The organism is Amycolatopsis sp. NPDC000009 (assembly GCF_055563465.1).
Window position 1 is genome coordinate 89,558 of sequence record NZ_JBVHDI010000007.1, and the last position, 23,974, is coordinate 113,531.

Annotated in this window: 24 protein-coding genes; 16 read left to right on the top strand and 8 right to left on the bottom strand. The window is 69.6% G+C overall.

Annotation, left to right across the window (positions count from 1 at the left end; genetic code table 11):
• Positions 1-22: 22 nt before the first annotated feature.
• Together ACZ3HL_RS20650 and ACZ3HL_RS20655 are read right to left on the bottom strand one after the other, a co-directional pair.
• The gene (locus ACZ3HL_RS20650) at positions 23-1,363 is read right to left on the bottom strand and encodes a carboxyl transferase domain-containing protein (protein WP_465532861.1); all 1,341 of its coding nucleotides are present in this window, start codon (positions 1,361-1,363) and stop codon (positions 23-25) included.
• A complete protein-coding gene (locus tag ACZ3HL_RS20655; RefSeq protein ID WP_465532863.1) occupies positions 1,360-2,781 on the bottom strand; it encodes an acyl-CoA synthetase in 1,422 nt (473 codons plus the stop codon). Before ACZ3HL_RS20655 ends, ACZ3HL_RS20650 begins: the two co-directional genes overlap by 4 nt.
• 285 nt (positions 2,782-3,066) lie before the next feature.
• Here ACZ3HL_RS20655 and tsaB point away from each other — a divergent pair, with 285 nt between their 5' ends.
• From tsaB to tsaD, 3 genes are read left to right on the top strand one after another with little or no spacing between them, the layout of a single operon-like run.
• Positions 3,067-3,726, top strand: a complete 660-nt coding sequence (gene tsaB / locus ACZ3HL_RS20660) for a tRNA (adenosine(37)-N6)-threonylcarbamoyltransferase complex dimerization subunit type 1 TsaB (RefSeq protein WP_465532865.1) — start codon at positions 3,067-3,069, stop codon at positions 3,724-3,726.
• Positions 3,723-4,202, top strand: coding sequence for a ribosomal protein S18-alanine N-acetyltransferase (gene rimI, locus ACZ3HL_RS20665; RefSeq protein ID WP_465532867.1), 480 nt, complete (start codon positions 3,723-3,725; stop codon positions 4,200-4,202). Before tsaB ends, rimI begins: the two co-directional genes overlap by 4 nt.
• Positions 4,202-5,248 carry a tRNA (adenosine(37)-N6)-threonylcarbamoyltransferase complex transferase subunit TsaD gene (gene tsaD, locus ACZ3HL_RS20670; RefSeq protein WP_465532869.1) on the top strand — a complete coding sequence of 349 codons (1,047 nt, stop codon included), beginning with the start codon at positions 4,202-4,204 and terminating at the stop codon, positions 5,246-5,248. The genes rimI and tsaD overlap by 1 nt, the downstream gene beginning before the upstream one ends.
• Here the strand turns inward: tsaD and wecB are convergent.
• The 3 genes from wecB to ACZ3HL_RS20685 all read right to left on the bottom strand — a co-directional run bounded on the left by wecB (position 5,245) and on the right by ACZ3HL_RS20685 (position 7,478).
• Positions 5,245-6,396 carry a non-hydrolyzing UDP-N-acetylglucosamine 2-epimerase gene (gene wecB / locus ACZ3HL_RS20675; protein ID WP_465415893.1) on the bottom strand — a complete coding sequence of 384 codons (1,152 nt, stop codon included), beginning with the start codon at positions 6,394-6,396 and terminating at the stop codon, positions 5,245-5,247. The genes tsaD and wecB overlap by 4 nt on opposite strands.
• Positions 6,397-6,500: 104 nt before the next feature.
• Positions 6,501-6,680, bottom strand: a complete 180-nt coding sequence (locus ACZ3HL_RS20680) for an LPXTG cell wall anchor domain-containing protein (RefSeq protein ID WP_465415259.1) — start codon at positions 6,678-6,680, stop codon at positions 6,501-6,503.
• A gap of 21 nt (positions 6,681-6,701) precedes the next feature.
• Entirely contained in the window at positions 6,702-7,478 is a 777-nt protein-coding gene (locus tag ACZ3HL_RS20685; RefSeq protein ID WP_465415257.1) for a choice-of-anchor P family protein, read from the bottom strand.
• 429 nt (positions 7,479-7,907) lie between these two features.
• On the opposite strand from ACZ3HL_RS20685, the gene xrtP reads away from it, so the two are divergent.
• Positions 7,908-8,411: an exosortase P gene (gene xrtP / locus ACZ3HL_RS20690; protein WP_465533162.1), complete on the top strand. Its 504-nt coding sequence runs from the start codon at positions 7,908-7,910 to the stop codon at positions 8,409-8,411.
• A complete protein-coding gene (locus ACZ3HL_RS20695; protein WP_465415254.1) occupies positions 8,411-9,799 on the top strand; it encodes a glycosyltransferase in 1,389 nt (462 codons plus the stop codon). The genes xrtP and ACZ3HL_RS20695 overlap by 1 nt, the downstream gene beginning before the upstream one ends.
• Before the next feature lie 14 nt (positions 9,800-9,813).
• On the opposite strand, the gene ACZ3HL_RS20700 is transcribed toward ACZ3HL_RS20695, so the two are convergent.
• On the bottom strand, positions 9,814-11,709 hold the full coding sequence (locus ACZ3HL_RS20700) for an N-acetylmuramoyl-L-alanine amidase (protein ID WP_465532871.1): 1,896 nt from the start codon (positions 11,707-11,709) through the stop codon (positions 9,814-9,816).
• A gap of 141 nt (positions 11,710-11,850) precedes the next feature.
• Here ACZ3HL_RS20700 and ACZ3HL_RS20705 point away from each other — a divergent pair, with 141 nt between their 5' ends.
• From ACZ3HL_RS20705 to groL, 3 genes are all read left to right on the top strand, one after another.
• Complete coding sequence (locus ACZ3HL_RS20705) at positions 11,851-12,489, top strand: HAD family hydrolase (RefSeq protein ID WP_465415251.1); 639 nt, start codon at positions 11,851-11,853, stop codon at positions 12,487-12,489.
• 217 nt (positions 12,490-12,706) lie between these two features.
• The gene (groES, locus tag ACZ3HL_RS20710; protein WP_009072407.1) at positions 12,707-13,000 is read left to right on the top strand and encodes a co-chaperone GroES; all 294 of its coding nucleotides are present in this window, start codon (positions 12,707-12,709) and stop codon (positions 12,998-13,000) included.
• Between the two features lie 100 nt (positions 13,001-13,100).
• Positions 13,101-14,714 carry a chaperonin GroEL gene (gene groL, locus ACZ3HL_RS20715; RefSeq protein ID WP_400936152.1) on the top strand — a complete coding sequence of 538 codons (1,614 nt, stop codon included), beginning with the start codon at positions 13,101-13,103 and terminating at the stop codon, positions 14,712-14,714.
• Between the two features lie 316 nt (positions 14,715-15,030).
• On the opposite strand, the gene ACZ3HL_RS20720 is transcribed toward groL, so the two are convergent.
• Positions 15,031-15,351, bottom strand: coding sequence for a WhiB family transcriptional regulator (locus tag ACZ3HL_RS20720; protein WP_073847344.1), 321 nt, complete (start codon positions 15,349-15,351; stop codon positions 15,031-15,033).
• A gap of 230 nt (positions 15,352-15,581) precedes the next feature.
• Between ACZ3HL_RS20720 and ACZ3HL_RS20725 the strand changes: the two genes are divergently transcribed.
• The 5 genes from ACZ3HL_RS20725 (at position 15,582) to ACZ3HL_RS20745 (ending at position 19,984) form a co-directional block, all read left to right on the top strand.
• A complete protein-coding gene (locus ACZ3HL_RS20725; RefSeq protein WP_465533164.1) occupies positions 15,582-16,496 on the top strand; it encodes a MerR family transcriptional regulator in 915 nt (304 codons plus the stop codon).
• Positions 16,497-16,505: 9 nt separating this feature from the next.
• A complete protein-coding gene (locus tag ACZ3HL_RS20730; protein WP_465532873.1) occupies positions 16,506-17,345 on the top strand; it encodes a hypothetical protein in 840 nt (279 codons plus the stop codon).
• Between the two features lie 140 nt (positions 17,346-17,485).
• Positions 17,486-18,082: a response regulator transcription factor gene (locus tag ACZ3HL_RS20735; RefSeq protein WP_003073605.1), complete on the top strand. Its 597-nt coding sequence runs from the start codon at positions 17,486-17,488 to the stop codon at positions 18,080-18,082.
• Positions 18,083-18,463: 381 nt separating this feature from the next.
• Positions 18,464-19,036, top strand: coding sequence for a sigma-70 family RNA polymerase sigma factor (locus ACZ3HL_RS20740; protein ID WP_026467317.1), 573 nt, complete (start codon positions 18,464-18,466; stop codon positions 19,034-19,036).
• Positions 19,037-19,984 carry an anti-sigma-D factor RsdA gene (locus tag ACZ3HL_RS20745; protein WP_465415246.1) on the top strand — a complete coding sequence of 316 codons (948 nt, stop codon included), beginning with the start codon at positions 19,037-19,039 and terminating at the stop codon, positions 19,982-19,984.
• A gap of 111 nt (positions 19,985-20,095) precedes the next feature.
• Here ACZ3HL_RS20745 and ACZ3HL_RS20750 read toward each other — a convergent pair whose 3' ends face one another.
• The gene (locus ACZ3HL_RS20750; protein WP_005166667.1) at positions 20,096-20,482 is read right to left on the bottom strand and encodes a DUF5319 domain-containing protein; all 387 of its coding nucleotides are present in this window, start codon (positions 20,480-20,482) and stop codon (positions 20,096-20,098) included.
• 135 nt (positions 20,483-20,617) lie between these two features.
• On the opposite strand from ACZ3HL_RS20750, the gene guaB reads away from it, so the two are divergent.
• The 3 genes from guaB (at position 20,618) to ACZ3HL_RS20765 (ending at position 23,965) form a co-directional block, all read left to right on the top strand.
• Entirely contained in the window at positions 20,618-22,129 is a 1,512-nt protein-coding gene (guaB, locus tag ACZ3HL_RS20755) for an IMP dehydrogenase (protein ID WP_340684712.1), read from the top strand.
• Between the two features lie 81 nt (positions 22,130-22,210).
• A complete protein-coding gene (locus tag ACZ3HL_RS20760; RefSeq protein ID WP_465415243.1) occupies positions 22,211-22,681 on the top strand; it encodes a DUF3574 domain-containing protein in 471 nt (156 codons plus the stop codon).
• 150 nt (positions 22,682-22,831) lie between these two features.
• Positions 22,832-23,965 (top strand): GuaB3 family IMP dehydrogenase-related protein, encoded by a 1,134-nt coding sequence (locus tag ACZ3HL_RS20765; protein WP_126736622.1) that lies wholly within the window; start codon positions 22,832-22,834, stop codon positions 23,963-23,965.
• Positions 23,966-23,974: the final 9 nt, after the last annotated feature.

Genomic DNA, 23,974 nt, shown 5'->3' on the forward strand with positions numbered 1-23,974 from the left:
GATCTGTGGCACCGGATCGCGATTAGGGGGCTAAACGCAGGTCGGCGGGGCCGACGACGGAGCGCGCGATCCCCAGGTCGACGAGGTCCTGAGGGCGCAGGCGGAGCCGGTCCGCGAGGGCGGGGACTTCGTCGGCGGGCAGCTTGAGGATCGCCGCGGCCGCCTCCGGTGCGGTCACCGAGAAGTAGGCGTCGGGCGTCACCCAGGTCGACCCGGGCGCCGCGAACGCGAGCGCGCCCCCGGAACCACCTTCCCCGATCACCAGGGTCGTGATCGGCACAGCCGCGCTCGCGACTGCCTCGAACAACTCCGCGATCGCCGCGCCGGCCCCGGCCCGCTCGGCCGCCTCGTCGTTCGCCGCGCCCGGGGTGTCGACGAGGGTGAGGACCGGGATTCCGAGCCTCGACGCGAGCCGCACCAGGCGCGCCGCCGTCCGAAAGCCAGCGGGCGATGTCGGCGTCCCGCACTGCGCCGCATACGCGATCGCTCGGCCGCCGCGCCAGCCGAAGCCGCACAAGACACCGGGGTCGACTCCGCCACATCGATCGCCCGAGACTTCCTCGCGCCAGTCGAAGTACGCGTCGAGATACTTCGCTGCCTTCGGCCGCTCGGCGGCGCGCGCGGCTTGGACCGCGTCCCATCCGCTTTCGGGTAAGTCCGTCGCTCCGAGCGCGCCAGGCGGCTCCGCGGCTTCCGGTGTCGGCGAAGTCAGAAGACGCAGCCACCGTTCCAATGCCCCAGGAAGGTCGACGGGCGCCACGATCTGGTCGACCTGGCCCCACGCGAGCTTCGCTTCGGCCGTGTACGCCTCTGGAGAAGCATCGGCAGGCCGCACGCGGGAACCGGCGAAACCGACCTGCGCCCCGGGCAGCGCGAGAACGACGTCGGCGCTCGCACCGAGAGTCGCCCAGCCACCGCCCGTCGTCGGATCGCGCAGCACCGAGATCTGCGGCACCGACCGGGCTCCGGCCGCCGCCCGCGCGATGCGCTGCAACTGCGAAAGCGCCCGCATCCCGTGCTGCATGCGGCTGCCGCCGGTCGCGATCAGCGACACCACCGGCAACCGGGACTCCACGGCCCGCGCGAACGCCGCTTCGACACGATCTCCGGTCCGCTGACCGATCGACCCGCCCAGGAAGCCGAACTCGAAGGCGATCACGACCGCATCGACGTCACCGATCCTGGCGGTCCCACAGAGCACGGACTCGTCTTCTCCGGTCCGCTCCTCGGCGGCCTCGCGTGCCGAGCGGTAACCCGGCCAGCCGATGGGTCCGTCGTCCGGTTCCTCGGAACGCGGAACGTCCAGCTCCTCGAAATCGGTCCCGATCTCCTTGACGACGGACCGCGCCGAGGGCCTGCTCATCCGAGCGCCCGTTTCATGACCTTGCCCATGTCGTTGCGCGGCAACGCTTCCAGGTAGCGGACCACCCGAGGCCGTTTGTGCGGCGACAACAGGCGCGAGACGTGGTCGGCGAGCTCCGCCTCCGTCGGCCGTTCCCCGTCGGGCACCACCCAGGCCACGATGCGCTCGCCGAGGTCGTCGTCGGGTTCACCGGTCACCGCCACCTCGGCAACGCCGGGGTGTTCCATGAGCGCGTTCTCGATCTCGCCCGCGCCGATCTTGTAGCCGCCGCTCTTGATCAGATCCGTCGCCTTCCGGCCGACGATCTTCACGTACCCGGCCACGTCGCGCGTCGCCATGTCGCCGGTCCGGAACCAGCCGTCGTCGAAGGCGGCTTCTGTGGCGTCGGGGCGGTTGAGGTACTCGGTGAACAGGTTCGGCCCGCGGACCTGGATCTCGCCGACGGTCTCGACCTCCTCGACGGGCTCGCCCGCTTCGTCGACCAGCCGTAGTTCGACGCCGCGCAGCGGGACGCCGACCGTGCCGGGGACATGCTCGCCGTCGGCGCGGATGCTGGTGTTCATGAGGGTCTCGGTCATCCCGTAGCGCTCGATCACGCGTCGGCCGGTCGCCGCGGTGATGCGCTGGTGGTCGTGGACGGGAAGCGCGGCCGATCCGGAGACGAGCAGCCGAGCGCTGCTGAGCGCCTCGGCGAGCGACGGGTCTTCACCGACTTCGCCCGCGATGCGGTGGTACATGGTCGGGACGCCGAACATCATCGTCGCTCCGGAGGCGAGTTCGCGTGCGACGCCCTCGGTGGAGAAGCGACCGAGATGCCGGACCGAGCCGCCGCGCCGGAGCGGGCCGAGAATGCCGAGGATCAGGCCGTGCACGTGGAACAGCGGGAGACCGTGGACCAGGACGTCATCGGCAGTCCATCCCCAGGCGTCCTCGAGCGCGTCGAGGGTGGTCGAAATGGCGCGCCGGGGGAGGACGACGCCCTTGGGTGGGCCGGTGGTGCCGGAGGTGTAGACGATCAGTGCCGGGACTTCGGCGCCCGGTTCCGCAGGGAGATCGACAGGGGTGCCTTCGAGGACGATGTCGCGGCGCGGCAGACCGCTGAGCCCTGCGGGCAGGTCGACGCCCGGTTCGGCGAGCACGAGGACGGGCTCGCTGTCGGTGAGGATGTGCGCGAGCTCGCGCTCGCCGATCTTCGGGTTGAGCGGGATGGCGGGGACGCCGGCGAGCAGGGCGGCGACGACGGCGACGCTGGTGTGCACCGACGGCGTCGCCCAGATTGCGACGCGGCCGCTCGGCAGGTCGCGGCCCAGTGTGCCGGCGACGGCCGCGACGTCGTCGTAGGTGAGGGAGATGTCGCCGAAGCGGAGCGCCTCCTTGGCCGAGCCGCTCGCCAGTGTGGGGAACAACCGATCGGGCACCGTGTGACCTCCTGCTCGACTTCGCCGGGCGGGGCGCGTGGCCCTCGCAGGACCGTACCGCGCTGCCTACCCGCACCCCTGCGACCTGCTTCACACGGTGGGCCGACCTGCGTTTAGCCCCCTAATCGCGATCCGACGGCCGGGTCGCGGGGCCCCGGCAGGCCCCGGCGCGCGTCGCGTTTAGCGGGCTAAACGCGATCCGGCGGCGGGGGAGCGGCCACGCCACCCGACCTGCGTTTAGCCCCCTAAACGCGATCCGGGGCGCTGGTCGTAGGCTGGGTAACCGTGCTGGTATTGGCCATCGACACCTCGACCCCGGCGGTCACCGCGGGCCTCGTCGCCCTGGACGGCGACGTCCTCGAGTCGCGCGGCGACCGCGTCACGGTCGACCCCCGCGCGCACGGCGAGCTGATCACGCCCCACGCCCTCGAAGCCGTCAAGGCCGCGGGCGTCACGCTTCGCGAGCTCGACGCCATCGTCTGCGGCGTCGGCCCCGGCCCCTTCACCGGCCTTCGCGCCGGCATGGCCACCGCCGCGTCGCTCGCCCACGCACTCGGCATCCCCGCGTACCCGGTGTGCAGCCTCGACGCGATCGCCGCCGACGTCGCCCCCGGCGAAGCGCCCTTTCTCGTCCTCACCGACGCGAGGCGCCGCGAGGTCTACTGGGCCGCGTACGCCGCCGACGGCTCGCGCACCGACGGCCCCCACGTCGAGCGGCCTGCCGACCTTCAGACCACCATCAAGGTCGCGGCGGGCGACGGCGCTCTCCTCTACGCGGACGCTCTCGGTGTCCAGCCGATCGAGCCGCGCTTCCCGTCACCCATCGGACTGGTCAAGGCCGCTCGCAAGGACTTCAACCACGAGCCGGCCCAGCTCACCCCGCTCTACCTCCGCCGCCCGGACGCCGTCGAACCGGCCGCGCGCAAGAAGGTGACCACGCCGTGAGGCTGGAACCCTTACGCCGCAAGGATATCCCCCGCTGTGTCGAGATAGAGAAGATCCTCTTCCCCGGCGACTCGCCGTGGAGCGCCTACGCCTTCCACGCCGAACTCGACGGCGGCGGCTACTACCTGGTCGTCCGTCCGGAGGAAAGCGACGAGGTCATCGGTTACGCCGGGCTCGCCGTCGTCGGCCGCCGCGGCGACCACGAGGCGAGCATCCACACGATCGGCGTCGACCCCGGCCACCAGCGCAAGGGCATCGGCACCATGCTGCTGAAGGCACTCCTCGACCGCGCGGACGAGCTCGCCGCACCGGTCTTCCTCGAAGTCCGCACCGACAACGACGCGGCGATCACGCTCTACGAGCGGCACGGTTTCGAACGCGTCGGCCTCCGGAAGCGCTACTACCAGCCCTCCGGCGCCGACGCCTACACGATGGCCCGCCCGCGGGCCCAGGTCCGAGACGAGGTGGCGGGCTGATGCCGCGCATCATCATGGGCATCGAGAGTTCGTGCGACGAGACCGGCGTCGGTCTCGTCCGCCTGCACGACGACAACACCGTCGAGCTCCTCGCCGACGAGGTCGCCTCCAGCGTCGACCAGCACGCCCGCTTCGGCGGCGTCGTGCCCGAGGTCGCAAGCCGCGCGCACCTGGAGGCGATGGTCCCGACGGTGGAGCGCGCCTTCGAGAAGGCCGGGCTGAAACTGTCCGATGTGGACGCGATCGCGGTCACCGCGGGTCCAGGCCTCGCCGGTGCGCTCCTGGTCGGCGTCGCCGCGGCCAAGGCCTACGCCGCCGCGCTCGACATCCCGCTCTACGGCGTCAATCACCTGGCCGGGCACATCGCCGTCGACACGCTCCAGCACGGCCCGTTGCCCGACCGGTTTCTCGCCCTGCTCGTTTCGGGCGGGCACACGCAATTGCTGCTGGTGGACGACATCGCCTCCGAGATCACCGAACTCGGGTCCACTGTGGACGACGCGGCGGGCGAGGCCTACGACAAGGTCGCCCGCGTGCTCGGCCTGCCGTACCCCGGCGGCCCGCCCATCGACAAGGCCGCCAAGAACGGTGACGGCGCCGCCATCGCGTTCCCCCGGGGAATGACCGGGCCGCGCGACGCCAAGTTCGACTTCTCCTTCTCCGGCTTGAAAACCGCCGTCGCCCGCTGGGTCGAAGGCGCCGAACGCCGCGGTGAGGACATTCCCGTCGACGACGTCGCCGCGTCGTTCCAGGAGGCCGTCGCCGACGTGCTCACCATGAAGGCGATCCGCGCGGCCAAGGAACACGGCGTGGACACGCTGGTGATCTCCGGCGGCGTGGCGGCGAATTCGCGACTGTCCGAACTCGCCGCCGAGCGCTGCGCCGAAGCCGGGATCACCCTGCGGGTCCCGCGGCCGCGGCTGTGCACCGACAACGGCGCGATGATCGCCGCGCTCGGCGCGCACGTGGTCGCCGCCGGACGGCCGCGGGCATCGCTCGATTTCTCCGCGAATCCCGCCCTGCCGGTGCAGATCGTCTCGATCTAGCGCGATTCGGCGGCGGTGCGCGGCGCCGGGGCGAGGTTGAGCAGCTCCTCCAGCGCCGCCACCGACAAGGCGGCGGCATTCCCGTCACCGTAAGGGTTTCCGGCGTGCGTCGGATGGAGGTCGCCACTCAGGACCTTCGCCGCGGTGTCCGCGATGAGGCCGGTGTCCGTCCCGACCAGCCAGGCGCAGCCCGCCTCGATGGCTTCGCGCCGTTCGGTGACGTCGCGGAGCACCAGGACCGGCGTGCCGAACGTCGGTGCTTCCTCTTGGATACCACCGGAATCGGTCAGGACGAGCTCGGCGAGCCGCAGCGCGCGCACGAGGTCGGGGTATTCGAGCGGCTCGGTGATCGTCACCCGCGGCGTCCCGCCGAGCGCGGCCGTCACCTGATCCCGCACGGCCGGATTGGGATGCACCGGGAACAGCACTTGGACGTCGCTGTGCTCCGCGACGATCAGCTCGATGGCGGCGAGTGTGCGGCTCAGCGGCTCGCCCCAGGACTCGCGCCGATGTGACGTCACGAGGACGAGGCGTTCGCCCGCCTCGGCGATTTCCATCTCCAGCAAGGCGAGCGCGGTGTCCCTCGCCGGGAGATCCCGCTCGGCGATCGCGATCACGGCGTCGACGACGGTGTTGCCGGTGACCGCGATCCGTTGGCGCGGAACCCCTTCCGTGCGCAGCGCGGCGGCCGCGGCCGGTGTCGGCGCGAGATGCAGGGCGGCGATCCGCGAGATCATCTGCCGCGTCCCCTCTTCGGGGAACGGCGCGGCGAGGTCGTGCGTGCGCAGGCCCGCCTCCAGATGTACGACCGGGATGCCCTGCCAGAACGCGGCGAGCGCGCCGGCCAGTCCCGTCGTCGTGTCGCCTTGGACGACGACCGCAGCCGGTGCGACACGTCGCAGCACGTCGTCGAGCGCGGGCAGCAGCCCGGAAACGAGTTCCGCCTGGGTACCGGTGGTCCTGGGCGGGGTGTCGAGCCACGCGTCGACCGGCAGTCCGAACGGGATCAGCGCCTGTTCGACCATGCCCTGATGCTGTCCGCTGTGGACGACGAAGGGCCGTAGGTGCGGGTGCTCCGCCAGCGCCAACGCCAGCGGCGCGAGCTTGACCGCCTCCGGCCGCGTTCCGGCCAGCAACATCACATCCACGCGTTCGCGCTCCTCATCCACGTTTCGAGTGTCCCGCAAAACGCGGGAGATGGCCGCCGGCGCGCGAGGGGCCCACGCCGGCGGCCGTTCCGTCCTGGGAAGCGTCAGCTCCCCATCTCGCCGAGCCGTTTCGTGCGGCGATAGCCCGCGATGACCGCGATGGTTCCGAGAACCAGCAGGATCACCCCGACGGCCAGCCACCAGCCGATGTCGGCCCCGGTGGCGGCGAGGGCACCCACCCCGCCACCGGCGACGCCGACTCCGGCGCCAGGCAACTTGTACATTTCGACCTCACTTCACCCAGGTCAGGCGGTGGTCGCCGGACGCCGGTTGCGGACGACGCGGATACCGACCGGGATGGCGACGGCGCCGAGCAGGCCGAGACCGATCCACAGCCCCGCGCCCGAAGCGAGCGGCACGGGCAGACCGGCCGGACCGCAGGTGGCCGACGAGACGATCACGTCGCCGGAACCGAGCGGGGTGAGGGCCTCGCCGAGCAGCTTCACGTGGATGGCGTTGACCGTGAGGCTGCCGTCGCTGTTCTTGATCTGTTCGTTCAGGATGATCGTCGCGACGTTGACGGTGCCGAGGCCGACCTTGATCTGCGTGTTCGGGGCGGGCGTCGAGTCGACCGTCCCCGCGCTGCCGAGGTTCGCACCGACCAGGTTCGTCGCACCCTGCACACCCTTCTGGGTCGCTGTGCAGGTGGCTTCGACGACCTTGACGCCGACGTTGCCGAGCGCGCTCTTCAGCAGTGGCAAGCCGACATCGGCGGTGCTGGCCTTGGCGGTCACGGCACCGGAGTTGTCGTCGCGCTTGGCTTCGGTGTTGATCGCGCCCGCGGTGAGCACGCCGGTGAGGTCGACCTTCGCGAGGCTGTTGGCGGTCGGCCCGGAGGTCTTCGCCTCGGCGAGCGGCCCGGCTTTCACCGCGTCGAGGCCGAGGAGCTTCACATCGACCTTGACGCCGTAGGCGGAGCCGTCACCGGGGGCCGCCGAGGCGGGCGCCGCGCCGGCGATGGCCACGCTCGCCACCACAGCGGCGAGCAGTCCACCTCGTCGCAAGAGGTGCGTGTTCTTCAACTGGTCCTCCGAATTGATTCGTGGGGAGTTTCTCTGGATCTGCGGTCGGCACGAGGGCACAACCGTCGCGGACGAATCCTCAGCTGGCCTGACTCGGCTCGCGGATCGTCTATCGCCGAGTGTTTCTTAAATTGAACGGAAAACTGCGAGGATCACCGGATCGGGTGGTCTTGCGGACATTTTCCACAGGTCGCCGCAGGTGTCACTCTTTCGGCCTAGTCAGTTTCTCCACGATCGTGCCGAAAGGCTCCATGATCACCTTGAAAAGGCGAACCCCGGTCGAAAGGGCCGGTTCTCGCTGACTTACGCTCGTCGGCGAGGTCCCTGTCCGCTTCGACGTCTCCCGTCGTCTGCTGCGTCTTTCCTGAGAGGGTCATCGTGGCCGTTGCGAGCGCTCCTTTGCCGAGTTCCAGCCGGTTTCCGCTGCGTATAGCGGTGCTGGCGGTACTCGCCGTCGCGGTCGGCCTGGTGCTGGCCGAACGCCTGTACCGGGTTTTCGAAGTCCAGTTCTCGGGCCTGATACTGAGGGTCATCACCACATCGGGTGTCTTCGTCGCCGGTGAACGCGAGACTGTCTACTTTGGGTTGTCCGGCGATACTCCACTCGGGTTAAGAATGACTCCGGAATGCTCGTCGGCATTCATGTTGCTGCCACTGTTGCTGGTGACGGCCGTCATGTTGTATTTCCGTCCGAGAAATGCGAAGCGGCTCTTCACTTCGTTGCTCATTTCCGCGGTCGTCGTCATTCTTGTCAATCAGATGAGGGTTTTGGCCATCGTCGGGCTCGTGAACGTGATGGGTATCGACGAAGGCTATTACTGGGGTCACACCCTGCTCGGTTCGATGGTCAGCGTCCTCGGCGGCGCGATCGCCCTCGTGCTGTTCGTCTGGCTGAGCACCCGCAAGCCCCGTGCCGAACGCGTGGCCGCCTGATGGGCGGCGGCTCGATCAAGATCCTTCTGGCGATCACGCAGGCCTTCGCGCTCACGATGAGCGTGGCGTTCATCGTGTACGTGGTCGTGATCGTCGTGCCGTACCTGCGGCGAAAACCCGCACCAGTCGGTGACGCCGCCGACTTCACCTGGCACTTCTTCGTGCCGTGCCGGGACGAACAGACCGTCATCCGCGAGACCGTGCGATACCTGCGGTCGACGTTCCGGCACGCACACGTCTGGGTCGTCGACGACGACTCCGAGGACCGCACGGCGCGGGTGGTGAGGTCGATCTGGCGGCGCAACGGCGGCTACGACCCGTACCTGCATCTCGTTCCCCGGCGCCGTCCGGAGGCGAGGACGGGCAAGGGCGACGCGCTCAACGCGGCGTATCAGGCGCTCAACGACTGGATGGGCCCGGACGCGCGCCGTGACGACGTGGTCGTCGTGGTCGTCGACGCGGACGGGCGGCCGGCGGCGAACTGCCTGGAGGTGTGCGCCGCGGACCATCTCTTCGGCGACGAGACGATCGGCGCCGTCCAGCTCGACGTCTGGATGGGCAACGCCGGCACCCGCCCGCCGGGGAAGAACTGGTTTTCGCGTGCTTTCGGGCTGAAGCTGGCCCAGATGCAGGATCTGGAGTTCCGCACGGCCATCGCGGCCATCCAGACCTCGCGCGGCTTCACCGGCACGATCTCCATGGGTGGCAACGGTCAGTTCACCCGGCTGTCCGCATTGGACTCGATCGCCGGGCCGGACGAACAGCCGTGGCGCGGTTCGCTGCTGGAGGATTTCGAGCTCGGCGTGCACCTGCTGACCGCGGGCTGGCGGACCGGCTACACCCCGGATTCCCATGTGAAGCAGGAAGGTCTGTACAGCCTGCGGCGGTTCCTGGTGCAGCGCACGCGCTGGGGCCAGGGCACGATGCAGTGTTCGCGGTATCTCCGGCGGATCTGGGATTCGCCGCATGTGAGCACGCTGGGCGCGGCGGAGATGATGTACTACCTCGCGCAGCCGTGGATGCAGCTGCTCGGCTCGCTGTTGTACCCGATCCCGTTCATCCTGCTGCTCTTCAGCACCGCGGGTGATCCGGCACAGGTGTGGACCTGGTTCGCCGACGACGGCGCGTGGATCCTGTTCGCGATCTACGGCTCGTTCGGGCTGCTGCCGTTCATCGTGTGGGGCCCGATCTATCAGTTCAAATGCCTGAAGAGCCGCAATGTCCTACGTGGACTGGGGATGGGCTTCGCCTACGCGCTGTACATCTACACGTTCTACATCACGTCGTGGCGGGCGCTGTTCCGGTTGGTGCGCGGCCGCAACGGCTGGTCGAAGACGCGGCGGAACACCGAGCACGCCCCCGGGGTCAAGGTCGCGCTGGACTCCTGACCCCGGGGACGGCCTCAGAGGGCGGGCAGGATCCGGACGTCGTCCGCCTTCACGAAGGCGATGCGGTGTCCGAACTGGATCTGCACGTACTTCGTCTTGCCCTTGACGACCACGTGGTTCGCCGGGTCGAACGTCGTCGCCGAGTAGTACTCCGAGCCGAGCACGTTGCCGACGGAGTACCGCTGGCCGGCCGAGAACGTGTACGGCAGCGGGACGACCTGCTGCACCGGCACGTTCGCCGGGTAGGCCTCGGCTTCGGGATACGCGCGGCCGAACACCGGCACCGTCGTCAGACCCGGCTTCGGCGTGACGACCAGGCCGAACGCCGGGCTCGTCGTACGCTGGTCGCGGAACCAGCCTTTCTGGCCGAGGTACCAGATCGCCGTCCAGCCGTCACGACGCTCGGCGACCACGTACCGCTGGCCGGTCTCCGCGCGGCTGCCGATGTCGGAAACGGCCATCGTGCTCGCCGAACCGTCCGGGCGCAGGCCGATGTCCTTGAGCAGCGGCGCCGAGTCGCTCGGCTCGCTGCGCAGTACGACCGAACCGGAACCCCTTGCCGGACAAGGCTTTCCAGCGGCCTCGCAGCCGGTGAACGCGGGCTGGTTCGTGGCGAAGTCCGGGGTGATGGTCACCAGCGGAGAGCCGGGACGGCCGAAACCGGAAAGCGGCGCGCCCATCAGGTCGAAGTAGTGCGCCCAGTCCCAGTACGGGCCCGGATCCCAGTGCATGCCCCGGATCGTCGAGGGGAGCGTGCCGGGGACGTTGTCGTGGCCGAGGATGTGCGCGCGGTCGAGCGGGATGTCGTACTTCCGCGCGAGGTAGGCGACGAGCTTCGCGGAGGTGCGGTACATCGCCTCCGTGTACCAAGTGCCCTTCGCGGCGAAGCCCTCGTGCTCGATGCCGACGGACTTCGCGTTGACGTACCAGTTGCCCGCGTGCCAGGCGACGTCCTTGGTCGGCACGTGCTGCGCGATCTGGCCGTCGGACGAGCGGATCGTGTAGTGCCAGCTCACGTACGTCGGGTCGGTGACAAGGTCCATCGCCGTGTCCCAGTAGCCCTCGGTGTCGTGGATGATGATGTATTCGACCTTCTGGCTCTTCGGCCGGTTCGCCTTGTCGTGGTTGCCGTAGTCGTTGTCCGGCAACTCCTGGTACGGCGCCGGCACCGAAAGGCACGAGAGCTTCTTCGGGCACTCGATCTTCGGGTCTTCGGCCTGGGCGCGTGCCGGGCTCACCGGTGACGCGGCGAGGGTGACGTTCTGGCCGTCGTCGGTCCTGCGGCTGACGCCCATGGAGATGGTGTCGAAGACTTCGTCGGCGAAGGACTGCGCTCCCTCCGCGTCCTTCTCGCCGCTGTAGCGCGCGACGGCGGCTCTCCAGTCGCCGGTCTCGCGCTGGTACTTGGCCAGCAGGGCGGCGCCACCGCGGATGTTCTGGGTGGTGTTCGTGCGCAGCGTCGCGACGTCCTGGCCGATGAGCGTGGCCGCTTCGTCGATGGTCTGGAGACCGGGCGGGGGAGGCTTCGGCGCCGGCGTCTCCGGGAGTTTCGCCGGGCGGGCGTCGTCGCCGCGCGGGTCTTCCTCGCCTTCGTCGTGATGCGTGCCCGTGCCCGCCTCGCGCAGGTCGGTCAGGTGCATCGGGCCGTACCCGGCGGACGTGCTCGGGGTGCCGGCGTTGAAATCCCAGCGCGACTCCAGGAAGGAGACGCCGAGCAGGACGTTCTCCGGGACGCCGAACTCCCGCGCGGCGGCCGCGAAGTCCCGCTGACGCTGCTGGTCCGCAGGAGCGGCTTCGGCAGGGGCCGCGGCGAGGAGGCCGGCGGCGAGGGCGAGGACCGCGAGCCCGGCGGTCCGTTTGGACCGGCGCCGGAGCGGCTCGAGGGTTACGGGACGGAAGGGACGCGGCATGGGCGTATACCCCCAGTGACTAGGTCTGCTGAACAGGACCGACCCCAACGGTCGGAACCTAACCAGAAACCGGCTTTGCCCGTAAGGCCCCTCCAGATCGCGATTAGGGGGCTAAACGCAGGTCGGTGCCAAGGTGGGGGCATGGAGCTTCTACGGGAGAAGGACCACGTCTTCCTCGACTTCGACGGGCCGGTGTGCGACGTGTTCGCCAGGCTGCCGGCGAGCGAGGTGGCGGACAGGCTCAACCGCCTCATCGAGCCCGAGGTGCTCGACTCGGCCGATCCGTTCGACGTGCTCCGGTTCGCGGCCTCATGCGGCCCGAACGCCGGGCATGTCGTCGAGCGGCAGCTCACCCGCTTCGAAGGGGAGGCCGTCGCGCAGATCTCGCCGTCGCCCGGTGTCGCGGACGTGCTCCGCGACTGGCGTGCCCAGGGATTCACGGTGACGATCGTCAGCAACAACTCCGTCGACGCGATCCGGTCCTTCCTGGGGCTGCACGAGCTCGCCGAGTTCGTTCGCGGGATCAGCGCGCGGACGACGAGCGACCCCGCGAGGCTGAAGCCTCAGCCGGCGCTCCTCGACGCCGCGGTGAAGGCTCTCGGCACGTCGCCGGGGCAGTGCGTCATGGTCGGCGACTCGGCCGCGGACATCCTGGCCGCCCGCGCCGCCGGCGTCGCTTCGATCGCTTTGGCGAAGACGCCCGCCAAACGCCGGGCCCTCGCGGCGCTCGACCCCGATGCCCTGGTGACCGACCTCGCGGACTTGCGTTTAGCCCCCTAATCGCGATCCGGTGGTGCCGGGCGGAGCAAAACGGCCGGTCAGGGGCTCGGCGGCCGAGTTTCCCCGGGGTGAGCGGACCCTCCTTGCGAAGCTGGCACTCACATGGCTAGAGTGCTAATTGCACGGCCCGAACACGCCCCGGCACCCGCGACGGCGGGGGTGGTAGGAGCCGTAACTAATCCTGCCAACGCTTTCGACGACCGTGGAGGTCAACCCGGTGAGCGTGAACATCAAGCCGCTCGAGGACAAGATCGTTGTCCAGACGAGTGAGGCCGAGGAGACGACCGCTTCCGGCCTCGTCATCCCCGACACCGCCAAGGAGAAGCCCCAGGAGGGCAAGGTTCTGGCCGTGGGCCCGGGCCGCATCGACGACAAGGGCAACCGCGTTCCGCTGGACGTGGCTGTCGGCGACGTCGTCATCTACTCCAAGTACGGCGGCACCGAAGTGAAGTACAACGGTGAGGACTACTTGATCCTTTCCGCTCGCGACGTGCTGGCCGTCATCAACTGACGTCCGCTCTCAGCGCATGACGCCCCGGGCCCCGCATTGCCGGGGAACGGGGCGTTCGTGTTTTCCGAGCTTTAGAACTGGAAGGTAAGCGGAACAGGCCATGCCCAAGCAGATCAGTTTCGACGAGGACGCTCGTCGCGCGCTCGAGCGCGGGGTGAACAAGCTCGCCGACGCGGTCAAGGTCACCCTCGGCCCGCGCGGTCGCCACGTCGTACTCGACAAGAAGTTCGGTGGCCCGACCATCACCCTCGATGGCGTCACCGTCGCTCGTGAGATCGAGCTCGACGACCCGTTCGAGAACCTCGGCGCCCAGCTCGCCAAGAGCGTCGCCACCAAGACCAACGACGTCGCCGGTGACGGCACCACGACCGCGACCGTGCTCGCGCAGTCGCTGGTGAAGGTCGGCCTGCGCAACGTCGCCGCCGGTGCCAACCCGACCGCCGTCGGCCGTGGCATCGAGGCCGCCGCGGAGAAGGTCATCGCGGTCCTCAAGGAGAAGGCGACCCCGGTCAAGGGGCGCGACAACATCGCCCAGGTTGGCACCGTCACCTCCCGTGACGCGGCCATCGGCGCCCTGCTCGGCGAGGCCGTCGAGCGGGTCGGCGAAGACGGTGTCATCACGATCGAGGAGTCGTCCACGCTGGCGACCGAGCTCGTGATCACCGAGGGTGTGCAGTTCGACAAGGGTTTCCTGTCGGCGCACTTCGCGACCAACCCGGAGGAGCAGAAGGCGATCCTCGAGGACGCCTACATCCTGCTGGTCCGCGAGAAGATCTCGGCGCTGGCCGACCTGCTCCCGGTGCTGGAGAAGGTCGTCGAGGCCAAGAAGCCGCTGCTGATCATCGCCGAGGACGTCGACGGCGAAGCGCTCTCGACCCTCGTCGTGAACTCGCTGCGCAAGACGATCACCGCCGTCGCGGTCAAGGCGCCGTTCTTCGGCGACCGCCGCAAGGCGTTCCTGGACGACCTCGCGGTCGTCACCGGCGGCGAGGTCATCTCGGCCGAGATCGGGCACAAGCTGTCCGAGACCACGCTGGCCCAGCTGGGCAACGCCCGCCGGATCGTCGTCACCAAGGACGACACCACGCTCGTCGACGGTGCCGGCACCAAGGACGACATCGCGGGCCGCGTCGCGCAGATCCGCAAGGAGATCGAGAACACCGACTCCGACTGGGACCGCGAAAAGCTGCAGGAGCGGCTGGCGAAGCTCGGCGGCGGTGTCGCGGTGATCAAGGTCGGCGCGGCCACCGAGACCGAGCTGAACGAGCGCAAGCACCGCATCGAGGACGCCGTGGCTTCGACCAAGGCGGCCGTCGAAGAGGGCATCCTGCCCGGCGGTGGCTCGGCGCTGGTGCACGCGGTCAAGGAGCTCGACGGTGGCCTCGGCCTCGAGGGCGACGAAGCGACCGGTGTCCGCATCGTCCGCGACGCGCTGTCCGCCCCGCTGTTCTGGATCGCGACCAACGCGGGCCACGAGGGCGCGGTCATCGTGAACAAGGTCCAGGAGCAGAGCTGGGGGCACGGCTTCAACGCCGCCACCGGTGAGCTCACCGACCTGCTGGCCGCCGGCATCGTCGACCCGGTCAAGGTGACCCGGTCCGCGGTGGCGAACGCCGCTTCCATCGCCCGGCTCGTGCTCACGACGGAGAGCTCCATCGTCGAGAAGCCGGTCGAGGAGGAGCCCGCCGCGGCCGGTCACGGCCACGCGCACTAGTTCCACCCCTTGAAGCGGGGCGGTACTCCATCCGGAGTGCCGCCCCGTTTTGCTGTGCCCGTCGGCGACCTGCGTTTAGCCCCCTAATCGCGATCTGCCGCCCGACCTGCGTTTCGCGGGCTAAACGCGATGCGGCGGTCGGAGAGCGGCGGCCGGGCCGACTTGCGTTTCGCGGGCTAAACGCGATCCGGGTGGCGCGGGTGCCCCCAGCCGCACCGACCTGCGTTTAGCCCCCTAATCGCGATCCGGCGCCGGAGACGCGGAAGGGCGGCACCCCACCCGGATGCCGCCCTTCCGCGTTGCCGACTCGGCCGGATCAGCCGTTCGACATGCTCAATTGACGCTTGTCCGCCTTGATGATGTGCTCGCGTTCCGATTCCGACAGGCCGCCCCAGATCCCGTACGGCTCGTGCACGGCGAGCGCGTGGTTCCGGCACATGGCCAGTACCGGGCAGGCCAGGCACACGGCTTTGGCCCTCGCCTCGCGGCGGGCTCTGGCCGGCCCGCGCTCGCCGTCAGGGTGAAAGAAGGACGCGCTGTCCATGCCTCGGCACGACCCTTCGAGCTGCCAGTCCCATACATCCGCGTTGGGCCCTGGGAGCCTGCGTGTGTCCGCCATCCTGACCGCCTCCGTCATCCGGTCGAAGCGTTTACCTGCTCTGCTGCGCTGCGGATACTCCATTCGGTGCAACGGCGGTAACGTTAGAAGCGCGCCAATACTTGTTCAAGAGATTCAAGACGATTCAGCCGTTAGGCATCCCCCGGATGTGTGAGCGGTACTTTCCGTTCCGGTTGCCGCCGTCCCGGGCTGCCTGGATATTGGGTCGAGTGGGATCTCGGATCAGCAGTGAAGAACCCACCCTGCCGGTGGCCTCGGTCGCTCGTCGGCTCGGGGTCGCGCCGTCCACCCTGCGCACCTGGGATCGCAGATACGGCGTAGGGCCGAGCCGTCACACCAACGGCCGTCACCGTCGCTACGGCAGTTCCGACATCGGCCGCCTCGAACTGATGCAGCGCGCGTTGCTTCGCGGCGCCTCGACGGCCGAAGCGGCGAAGTACGCGCTGGAGCAGATGCCCCGGACGACGACGGAGCCGCCCGAAGCCGCCGTGGTCCAAGTGGACGAGCGGGCCGCCGCGCCGCCCGCCGACGATCATGACGTTCCATCTCGTCTCGCCAGGCGCTTGAGCACCGCAGCGCTCGCGATGGATTTCGGCGCGGTCCAGCGCATGCTCGCCGACACGATCCGCGAACTCGGCGTCCTGCCGGCCTGGACGGGTGTCGTCTCGCCGGTCCTGACAGCGCTCGGCGCGCGCTGGCGCGGTGTCAGCGCCGGAGCCGAGGTCGAGTATCTGCTCGCCGAATGCGTGTACGCCGCCCTCGTCCGCGCGACGCCGGTGCTGCATGAACCGCGTAACCAGCGACCGGTCCTGCTGACCTGCGTCCCGGACGAGCGCGACAACCTGCCCATGTACGCGCTCGCCGCGGCGCTGGCGGGACGCCGGATCGGCGCCCAGCTGTTCGGGGCCTCCTTGCCCGCCGAGGTGCTCGCGGTGACCGTGCGCCGCAGCGTCCCGGCGGCGGTGGTGCTGTGGTCGGGACGACGTGCGACGGCGGACCCTCGCCTGTTCGCCAGGGTGTCCCGCGGCCGTCAGCGCAGCAGGCTCTTCGCGTGCGGCCCCGGCTGGGACCCCGCCGCCCTCCCGGACAAGATCGAACTGCTCGGCGAACTCGCGACCGCCGCCGACCGGATTGAGCACGTTCTTGTCGGTGCGAGGCGATAGAAAGGACGCATGGAATCGTCCTTGCGGTCCGCCGCGTTCGGCGACGGCGTGCCGCCGCCGAACTCTTTCGCGGTGCCCGCGTCGTCTCGCGGACGGTTGCTCGCCGCGATCGGGCTCGGCGCCCGCGGCCGGTACGCGGCGGCGGCCACGCTGCTGAACGGGTTGCGCACGGGGAAGGATCCGGTGGTCGCGTCGCTGGCCGCGAGCACGCTGGCCTCGCATCGGCGGCAGCTGGGCGGGCATGCGGCGGCCCTCGTCCTCGACGGCGAGGCGCTCGCGCGGGTGGTCACGGAGCCGCGAGGCGAGCCGGACCCCGACGGTCTGGACGCCGAGGGGGCGCGGGCGGACGCCCTCCTCGGCCTCGCGGCGGACAATCTGGGGCGCGGCAGGCTCGCCGTCGCCCGGAGGTTGCTCGCCCGTGCGGGCGCGCACACCGGCAACTGGCGGACCCGGACGAGGGCGGGCTGGGTCGGCGCGGAAATCGAACTGGCGAGTAACATTTCCGCCGCGGCGATCGCACCTGCGGAAATGGCGTGGGAAACAGCGCGCGCCAGGGGTGCGTGCCGGCACGTCGTCAAATCACAGCTTGTACTCGGCGTGACGATCGCGAATGGCGGTTCCGCTGAGCGGGAGCGCGCGAAAGCGCTGGTGGAGAGTGCGCGCGAAACCGCTGAAAAATACGAATTCAATTCACTTTTGTGGGTGGCGTGCCTGGTCGGGGCGGACTTCGGGGCAGGACACGCCGATGAGTATCGATTCAGAGGGGCGGAAGTGTTGCACGCAGTGTTACGGCATGCGGATCCTTGCGGGAGGTGGCTCGCCCGGCAATCTCCGTGGGTGCCCCTCTGACGGCGTCTAGCCTGTTGGAGGGCCCATTCCGGCAACCGGGCTAAGAACTTTCAAAAAAAGCCACCGGATCGTGTCAAGGTTCGGGCTAAAGCGTCCGATAGGGGAAGTGGAATGTCACCCGGCTGCAGGAAGGAAACCCCGTGACGACGGTCTTGATCTGCGACGACCGACGCAGTGTCCGCGAAGGGCTCACCCGAGTGATGTCCGCGGTCCCAGGGGTCAGTCGCATCGACTGCGTAGCGCACGGTGACGAGCTGCTGGCCCGGTACTCCCGTCAGCCGGTCGACGTCGTGCTGGTCGGTACCCAGCGCGCCGTCCCGACCGGCGTCGAAGCCACCCGGCGGCTCGTCTCGGCGAACCCCCAAGCGAACGTGATCGTGTTCGGCGCCCCGGACGACGCGGGCAGCATTGCCGCCGCCATCGCCGGCGGAGCCCGCGGCTACCTGCGCTGGGACGCCTCGCGTCCCGAGCTGGTCGCCGCACTGGCGCACACGCTCGCCAGCACCTCGGTGCCGGCGCCGCGTCAGCCGTCGGACCCCGGTGTCCAGCTCACCGAGCGAGAGCTTCAGGTGCTTCGCGGGATGAGCCAGGGCAAGAGCAACGGGCAGATCGGCCGAGAGCTGTATCTGTCCGAAGACACCGTGAAGACCCACGCGCGCCGCTTGTTCCGCAAGCTCGGCGTGCGAGACCGCGCTCAGGCGGTTGCCCACGGATTCCGCCGTGGACTTGTTTCCTGACAACGCTTTCTTGATTTCGACGGCGAGATCGCACAACGGGTGACGAACGGGCCGGGGGTACACCCCTGGCCCGTACCTGTGTTCCCTGTCACGCTTCGCGCTTTTCTGTTCACCGCTCGGGCACCCTGGCCCGAGCGAGTCCGCCTCCGGGTGGACCGTCGTACCCCACTGTGTTCCGGCTCGTTGAAAGTTCGACCACGAGCGAAAGGGACCAGGAAGATCCGGGTTCAGCGTGCTCGCCGGCAGGGCGGCGCGCCGATGGCGGCCGTCAACGAAGGCGGCGAGCCCGAGCGGTACGGTAGTTGTCACCGGTAGTGGATTCCGAAGTCACACGCCGGACTCTTTGCACGCCTATACGTAACACTGGGACTGTTGTCTGCGATGGCCAATGTGGGGGACGGACTGGATGAGCCGGTCGCCGCTGCTGTTGAGGGTGACCCTCAAGCGGTCGAGCGGTTGCTGGCGGCCATCCGTCCTTTGGTAGTGCGGTACTGCCGCGCTCGGGTTGGCAGGCAGGAGCGTTCGTTCGCTTCCGCAGACGACGTTGCTCAGGAGGTGTGTCTCGCGGTGCTCACGGCATTGCCTTCGTACCGTGATCAGGGCCGCCCGTTCCTGGCCTTCGTCTACGGGATCGCCCAGCACAAGGTGGCCGACGCGCATCGCGCCGCGGCCCGTAACCGCGCCGAACCGGTCGCCGAAGTCCCCGACGAGGTCGAGGGCGGCGTCGGTCCCGAGCAGCGTGCCCTGCAAGGCGAGCTGAACGAGCGCATGTCGCAGCTGCTGCGCGTCCTACCCGACAAACAGCGTGAGATCGTGGTCCTGCGGGTGGTCGTGGGATTGTCCGCCGAAGAGACGGCCGAGGCCGTGGGGTCCACCCCAGGCGCCGTCCGGGTGGCCCAGCATCGCGCCCTCGCGCGCCTACGTAAGGTTCTGGCCGCTGAGGAGGTGATCTGAGTGACCGATCGCGACCATCGGTTCTCCCCTGGGACCGATCGTGAACTGACGGCCTTTGAAAGAGGGCTGACGCCCTCGGAGGCCGAGTTCGCCGCGGATCTGTCGGCCGTCCAGGCCGATGACGCGCTGCTCGACGCACTCGGTGGCTCGGATCCGAAGATGGCCGACGACCTCGGCGATCAAGAGCTCAATGCGTTGCTGCTGGCCTGGCGGCGTGACATCGACAGCGAACCGCTCGCGGAACTCGTCGACGTCGACACCGCCGTCGTCACCGTGAAGACCGCCGCGCTCGCCCGCAAACACGGGGGAAGACGCCGGCTGCTGGTCCCGGTGGCCGCCGCCGCGGCCGTCTTGGCCATCGCCTTCGCCGGTACCGGTCTCGCCGCGAAGGACGCGCAGCCTGGTGACACGCTCTGGGGCCTGACCAAGGTGCTTTACGCCGACCACGCCCGGTCGGTCGAGGCCGCCGCCGCGGCCAAAATCGATCTCGAGAACGCCAACCTCGCGCTCGCCGGCGGGCGCCTCGACGACGCCCGCAAGGCGCTCGACGAGGCCCAGGCCGCGCTGAGCCAGGTGACCGACGAAGAAAACCGCGGTCAGCTGCTCGAACAGCACCGCCAGTTGAGCGCTCAGCTGCAGAACCCCGGCCAGCAGCCGTTGCCGCCGGATCAGCAGCGGCCGACGCAGACTCCGGTCGCGACCACACCACAGCCCACTCCGCAGCCGACCGCTCCGCCGACGTCGCTGCCTGGAGGCGGCAACCCCGGCACGAGTCTGCCGGGCACCACGACTCCCTCGCCGACTCCGCCCACCACGACCAGCGAGCCGCCAGCGCCCACGACGTCCACGACGCCGCCGGCCTCGGGCAACGACCCCGGTGGCTCGCGTAACGAGCCGTCGCCGGGCGCCGGAGCGCAGGCTCCCGGTGCGGTCGAGACGACGCCTTAACACCCCGCGAACGCCCGAAGGGCCTGGTGAGATCTCTCTCACCAGGCCCTTCGCTGTCTCAGATCGCGTTTAGCCCGCTAAAGGCGATCGCCTTTAGCGGGCTAAACGCGATCAGTAGGCGCTCTCGTTGGCCGTGACACCGTCCGCGAAGCCGCGGCAGTAGTCCCAGCTCACGTAGTCACCGGGGTTCGGGTCGAACGCGGGCTCGTGCGGCCGCATACGGCCGTCGGCGAGCAGCTGTTCGAGACTGGCGCGCAGCAGATGCCAGTCGTGGTAGTGGGGTTCGTCGCATTCACCACAGTCGACCACGATCCCGCGCACCCCGCGCGGCTCGAGGAGCGCCTGGTAGACGGCGAGATCGGAGAGATCGGCCAGCAACTCGGTGCGTTCTTCGTCGCTGATCGGCTCGTCGAGCCGGTCGGCGTCGTCGATGAACGCGCGGGCCGGGTCGTCCGGGTCATCCGCGAACGGGTCTGGGGGCAACGCATCTTGCGGCACGCCTGCACGCTACCGGGCGCCCACCCGGGCCGGGCGGCCGCCCGGCCCGGATATCATGAGGAGCAGGCCCCCGCCACGATGCCACCAGCCACGGCGGCTTCCCTCCATCACCGCCAGGAAGGCCCTTCGCCTGCTATGACCAGCGACAGCGTCACCGCCCCCGTCCCGAGCAAGTTCGCCATGCTCGGGCTGACCTTCGACGACGTGCTGCTGCTGCCGGCCGAGTCCGACGTGGTGCCCAGTGCGGTCAGCACCCGCACCCGGCTCTCGCGCAACGTCACCCTGAACATCCCGCTGGTCTCCGCCGCCATGGACACGGTCACCGAGGGCCGGATGGCCATCGCGATGGCGCGTCAGGGCGGGATGGGCGTGCTGCAGCGCAACCTGCCGATCGACGACCAGGCGGCCGCCGTCGAGGTCGTGAAGCGCTCCGAAGCCGGCATGGTGACCGACCCGGTCACGTGCTCGCCCGAGGACACCCTCGCCGAGGTCGACGCCCTGTGCGCGCGGTTCCGGATCTCCGGTGTGCCGGTGACGGACGCCGCCGGGTCCCTGGTGGGCATCATCACCAACCGCGACATGCGGTTCGAGGTCGACCACACCCGTGCGGTGCACGAGGTGATGACGAAGCCGCCGCTGGTCACCGCGCAGGTCGGCGTCACCGCGGAGGCCGCGCTCGGGCTGCTGCGCCGTCACAAGATCGAGAAGCTGCCCATCGTCGACGGCGCCGGCAAGCTGCGCGGGCTGATCACGGTCAAGGACTTCGTCAAGACCGAGCAGTACCCCAACGCCTCCAAGGACACCAACGGCCGCCTGATCGTCGGTGCCGCCGTCGGGGTCGGCCCGGACGGGCACAAGCGCGCGATGGCGCTGGCGGACGCCGGGGTGGACGTGCTGATGGTCGACACCGCGCACGGGCACTCCCGCGCCGTCGTCGAGACCGTCGCGCTGCTGAAGAAGGAACTGGGCGACACCGTCGACATCGTCGGCGGCAACGTCGCGACCCGGGCCGGCGCGCAGGCGCTGGTGGAAGCCGGCGCGGACGGGATCAAGGTCGGGGTCGGCCCCGGTTCGATCTGCACCACCCGCATCGTCGCCGGGGTCGGCGTGCCGCAGATCTCCGCGATCTACGAGGCCGACCAGGCCGCACGTCCGGCCGGGATCCCGGTGATCGGCGACGGCGGTATCCAGTACTCGGGCGACATCGCGAAGGCGATCGCGTCCGGCGCGTCCACGGTGATGCTCGGCAGCCTGCTCGCGGGAACCGCCGAATCGCCCGGCGACCTGATCCTGGTCAACGGCAAGCAGTTCAAGACCTATCGCGGCATGGGCTCGCTGGGGGCCATGCAGTCGCGCGGCCAGGCGAAGTCCTACTCGAAGGACCGCTACGCCCAGGACGACGTGCTGAGCGAGGACAAGCTGGTCCCCGAGGGCATCGAGGGGCGGATCCCGTTCCGCGGGCCGCTCGCGAACGTCGTCCACCAGCTGGTGGGCGGGCTGCGGTCGGGAATGGGGTACGCGGGCGCGTCGACCATCCCCGAGCTGCAGGAGGCGCAGCTGGTGCGGATCACCGCGGCCGGGCTCAAGGAGAGCCATCCGCACGACATCACGATGACCGTCGAGGCGCCGAACTACACCACCCGTTAGTCCGTCCCTTAGGACACTTACCCATCCGGTTCCGTTCCCAGGAGACTTGGCCCGCCGATCAAGTCTCCTGGGAGGAACCCGATGTCTTTCACCTCGCGCCGAACCGCGCTCGCCGTCTTCGCCGCCGCCGCCCTCGGGCTCGGCGGCGGAGTGGCGGCTTCCGCCGTCCCCACCGCTTCCGCCGCGCCTTCCGCACCTGAGGCCGCGGCTCTTCAGGCCTCGCCGGGTGAGCTGTGGAAGCGCACCGAGCTGTACTTCGGGACGACGAAGCCGGGCGGCGGGGAGCTGACCGACGCCGAGTTCGCCGCGTTCACCGACAAGTCCGTCACACCGAGGTTCCCGGACGGGTTCACCGAGCTGACCGGACGTGGCCAGTGGCGCGGTTCGGACGGCGTGATCTCGCGAGAGAAGTCGAAGGTGATCGTCGTCGTGTACCCGTTCAGCGACCGCGACGCGAACCGCGAGATCGAAGAGATCCGGACCGACTACAAGAAGGCCTTCGCGCAGGAATCCGTCCTCCGGACCGACTCGGTGGAGAAGGTCTCCTTCTGACCCGAGCGCCTTTAGCGGGCTAAACGTGAAACGGGTGGGGCGAACGGGGCTGGTGTGACTTCCGGCCCGGTTCGGGTGCCCCGTGCGCAGGTCACCCACGCGGCCTAGCGACAATGGGGTGTAACGGTCGTCGGTGAGAAGGGACTTGACGTGCGGGATCTGGTCGAGATCGGCATGGGCCGCACCGCGCGGCGGGCGTATGACCTCGATGACGTGGAGATCGTGCCGTCGCGGCGCACCCGGTCGTCTTCGGTCGTGTCCACCGCCTGGCAGATCGACGCGTACCGGTTCGAGCTGCCGCTGGTCACGCACCCCACCGACGCGATCGTGTCGCCGGGGACCGCGGTGGCCGTCGGTGAGCTCGGCGGGCTGGGCGTCCTCAACGCCGAAGGGCTGTGGGCGCGGCACCCGAACGTCGAGGACGCGATCTTCCGCCTCGTCCGGGCGGCCGAGGACACCGAGGACCCGACCGCGATCGTGCGTGAGCTGCAGGAACTGCACTCCGCCCCGATCCGGCTGGACCTGCTGACCGAGGCGATCAAGACCGTCCGCGAGTCCGGGGTCACCGTGGCCGCTCGGGTCAGCCCGCAGCACGCCGCGGAGCTGACGCCGGACCTGCTCGCGGCCGGCGTCGAGATCCTCGTCGTGCAGGGCACGATCATCTCCGCCGAACACGTCCAGCGTGACGCCGAGCCGCTGGACCTGAAGGACTTCATCGGACGGCTCGACGTCCCGGTGATCGCGGGCGGCGTCAGCGACTACCGCACCGCGATGCACCTGATGCGCACCGGTGCGGCCGGCGTCATCGTCGGGCACGGGGCCAGCCGCGGGGTGACGAGCACCGACAGCGTGCTGGGGATCGGGACGCCGATGGCGACCGCGATCGTCGACGCCGCGGCCGCGCGGCGTGACTACCTCGACGAGACCGGCGGCCGGTACGTCCACGTGCTCGCCGACGGCGGGATGAGCACGTCCGGTGACATCGCCAAGGCCATCGCCTGCGGTGCCGACGCGGTCATGCTGGGCGCGCCGCTGGCCGCGTCCTCCGAGGCGCCGGGGCAGGGGCTCTACTGGACGTCGGCGGCCGCGCACCCGTCGCTGCCGCGTTCGCGCGTGGCGCTGGGGCCGGACTACGCCGTCGACTTGAAGACCCTGCTCTTCGGGCCGTCCTCGGACGCTGAGGGCGTCGTGAACCTCTTCGGAGCGCTTCGCCGCGCGATGGCGAAGACGGGCTACTCGGACCTGAAGGAGTTCCAGCGGGTGGGCCTGACCGTCCGCCGCTGACACTCGCTT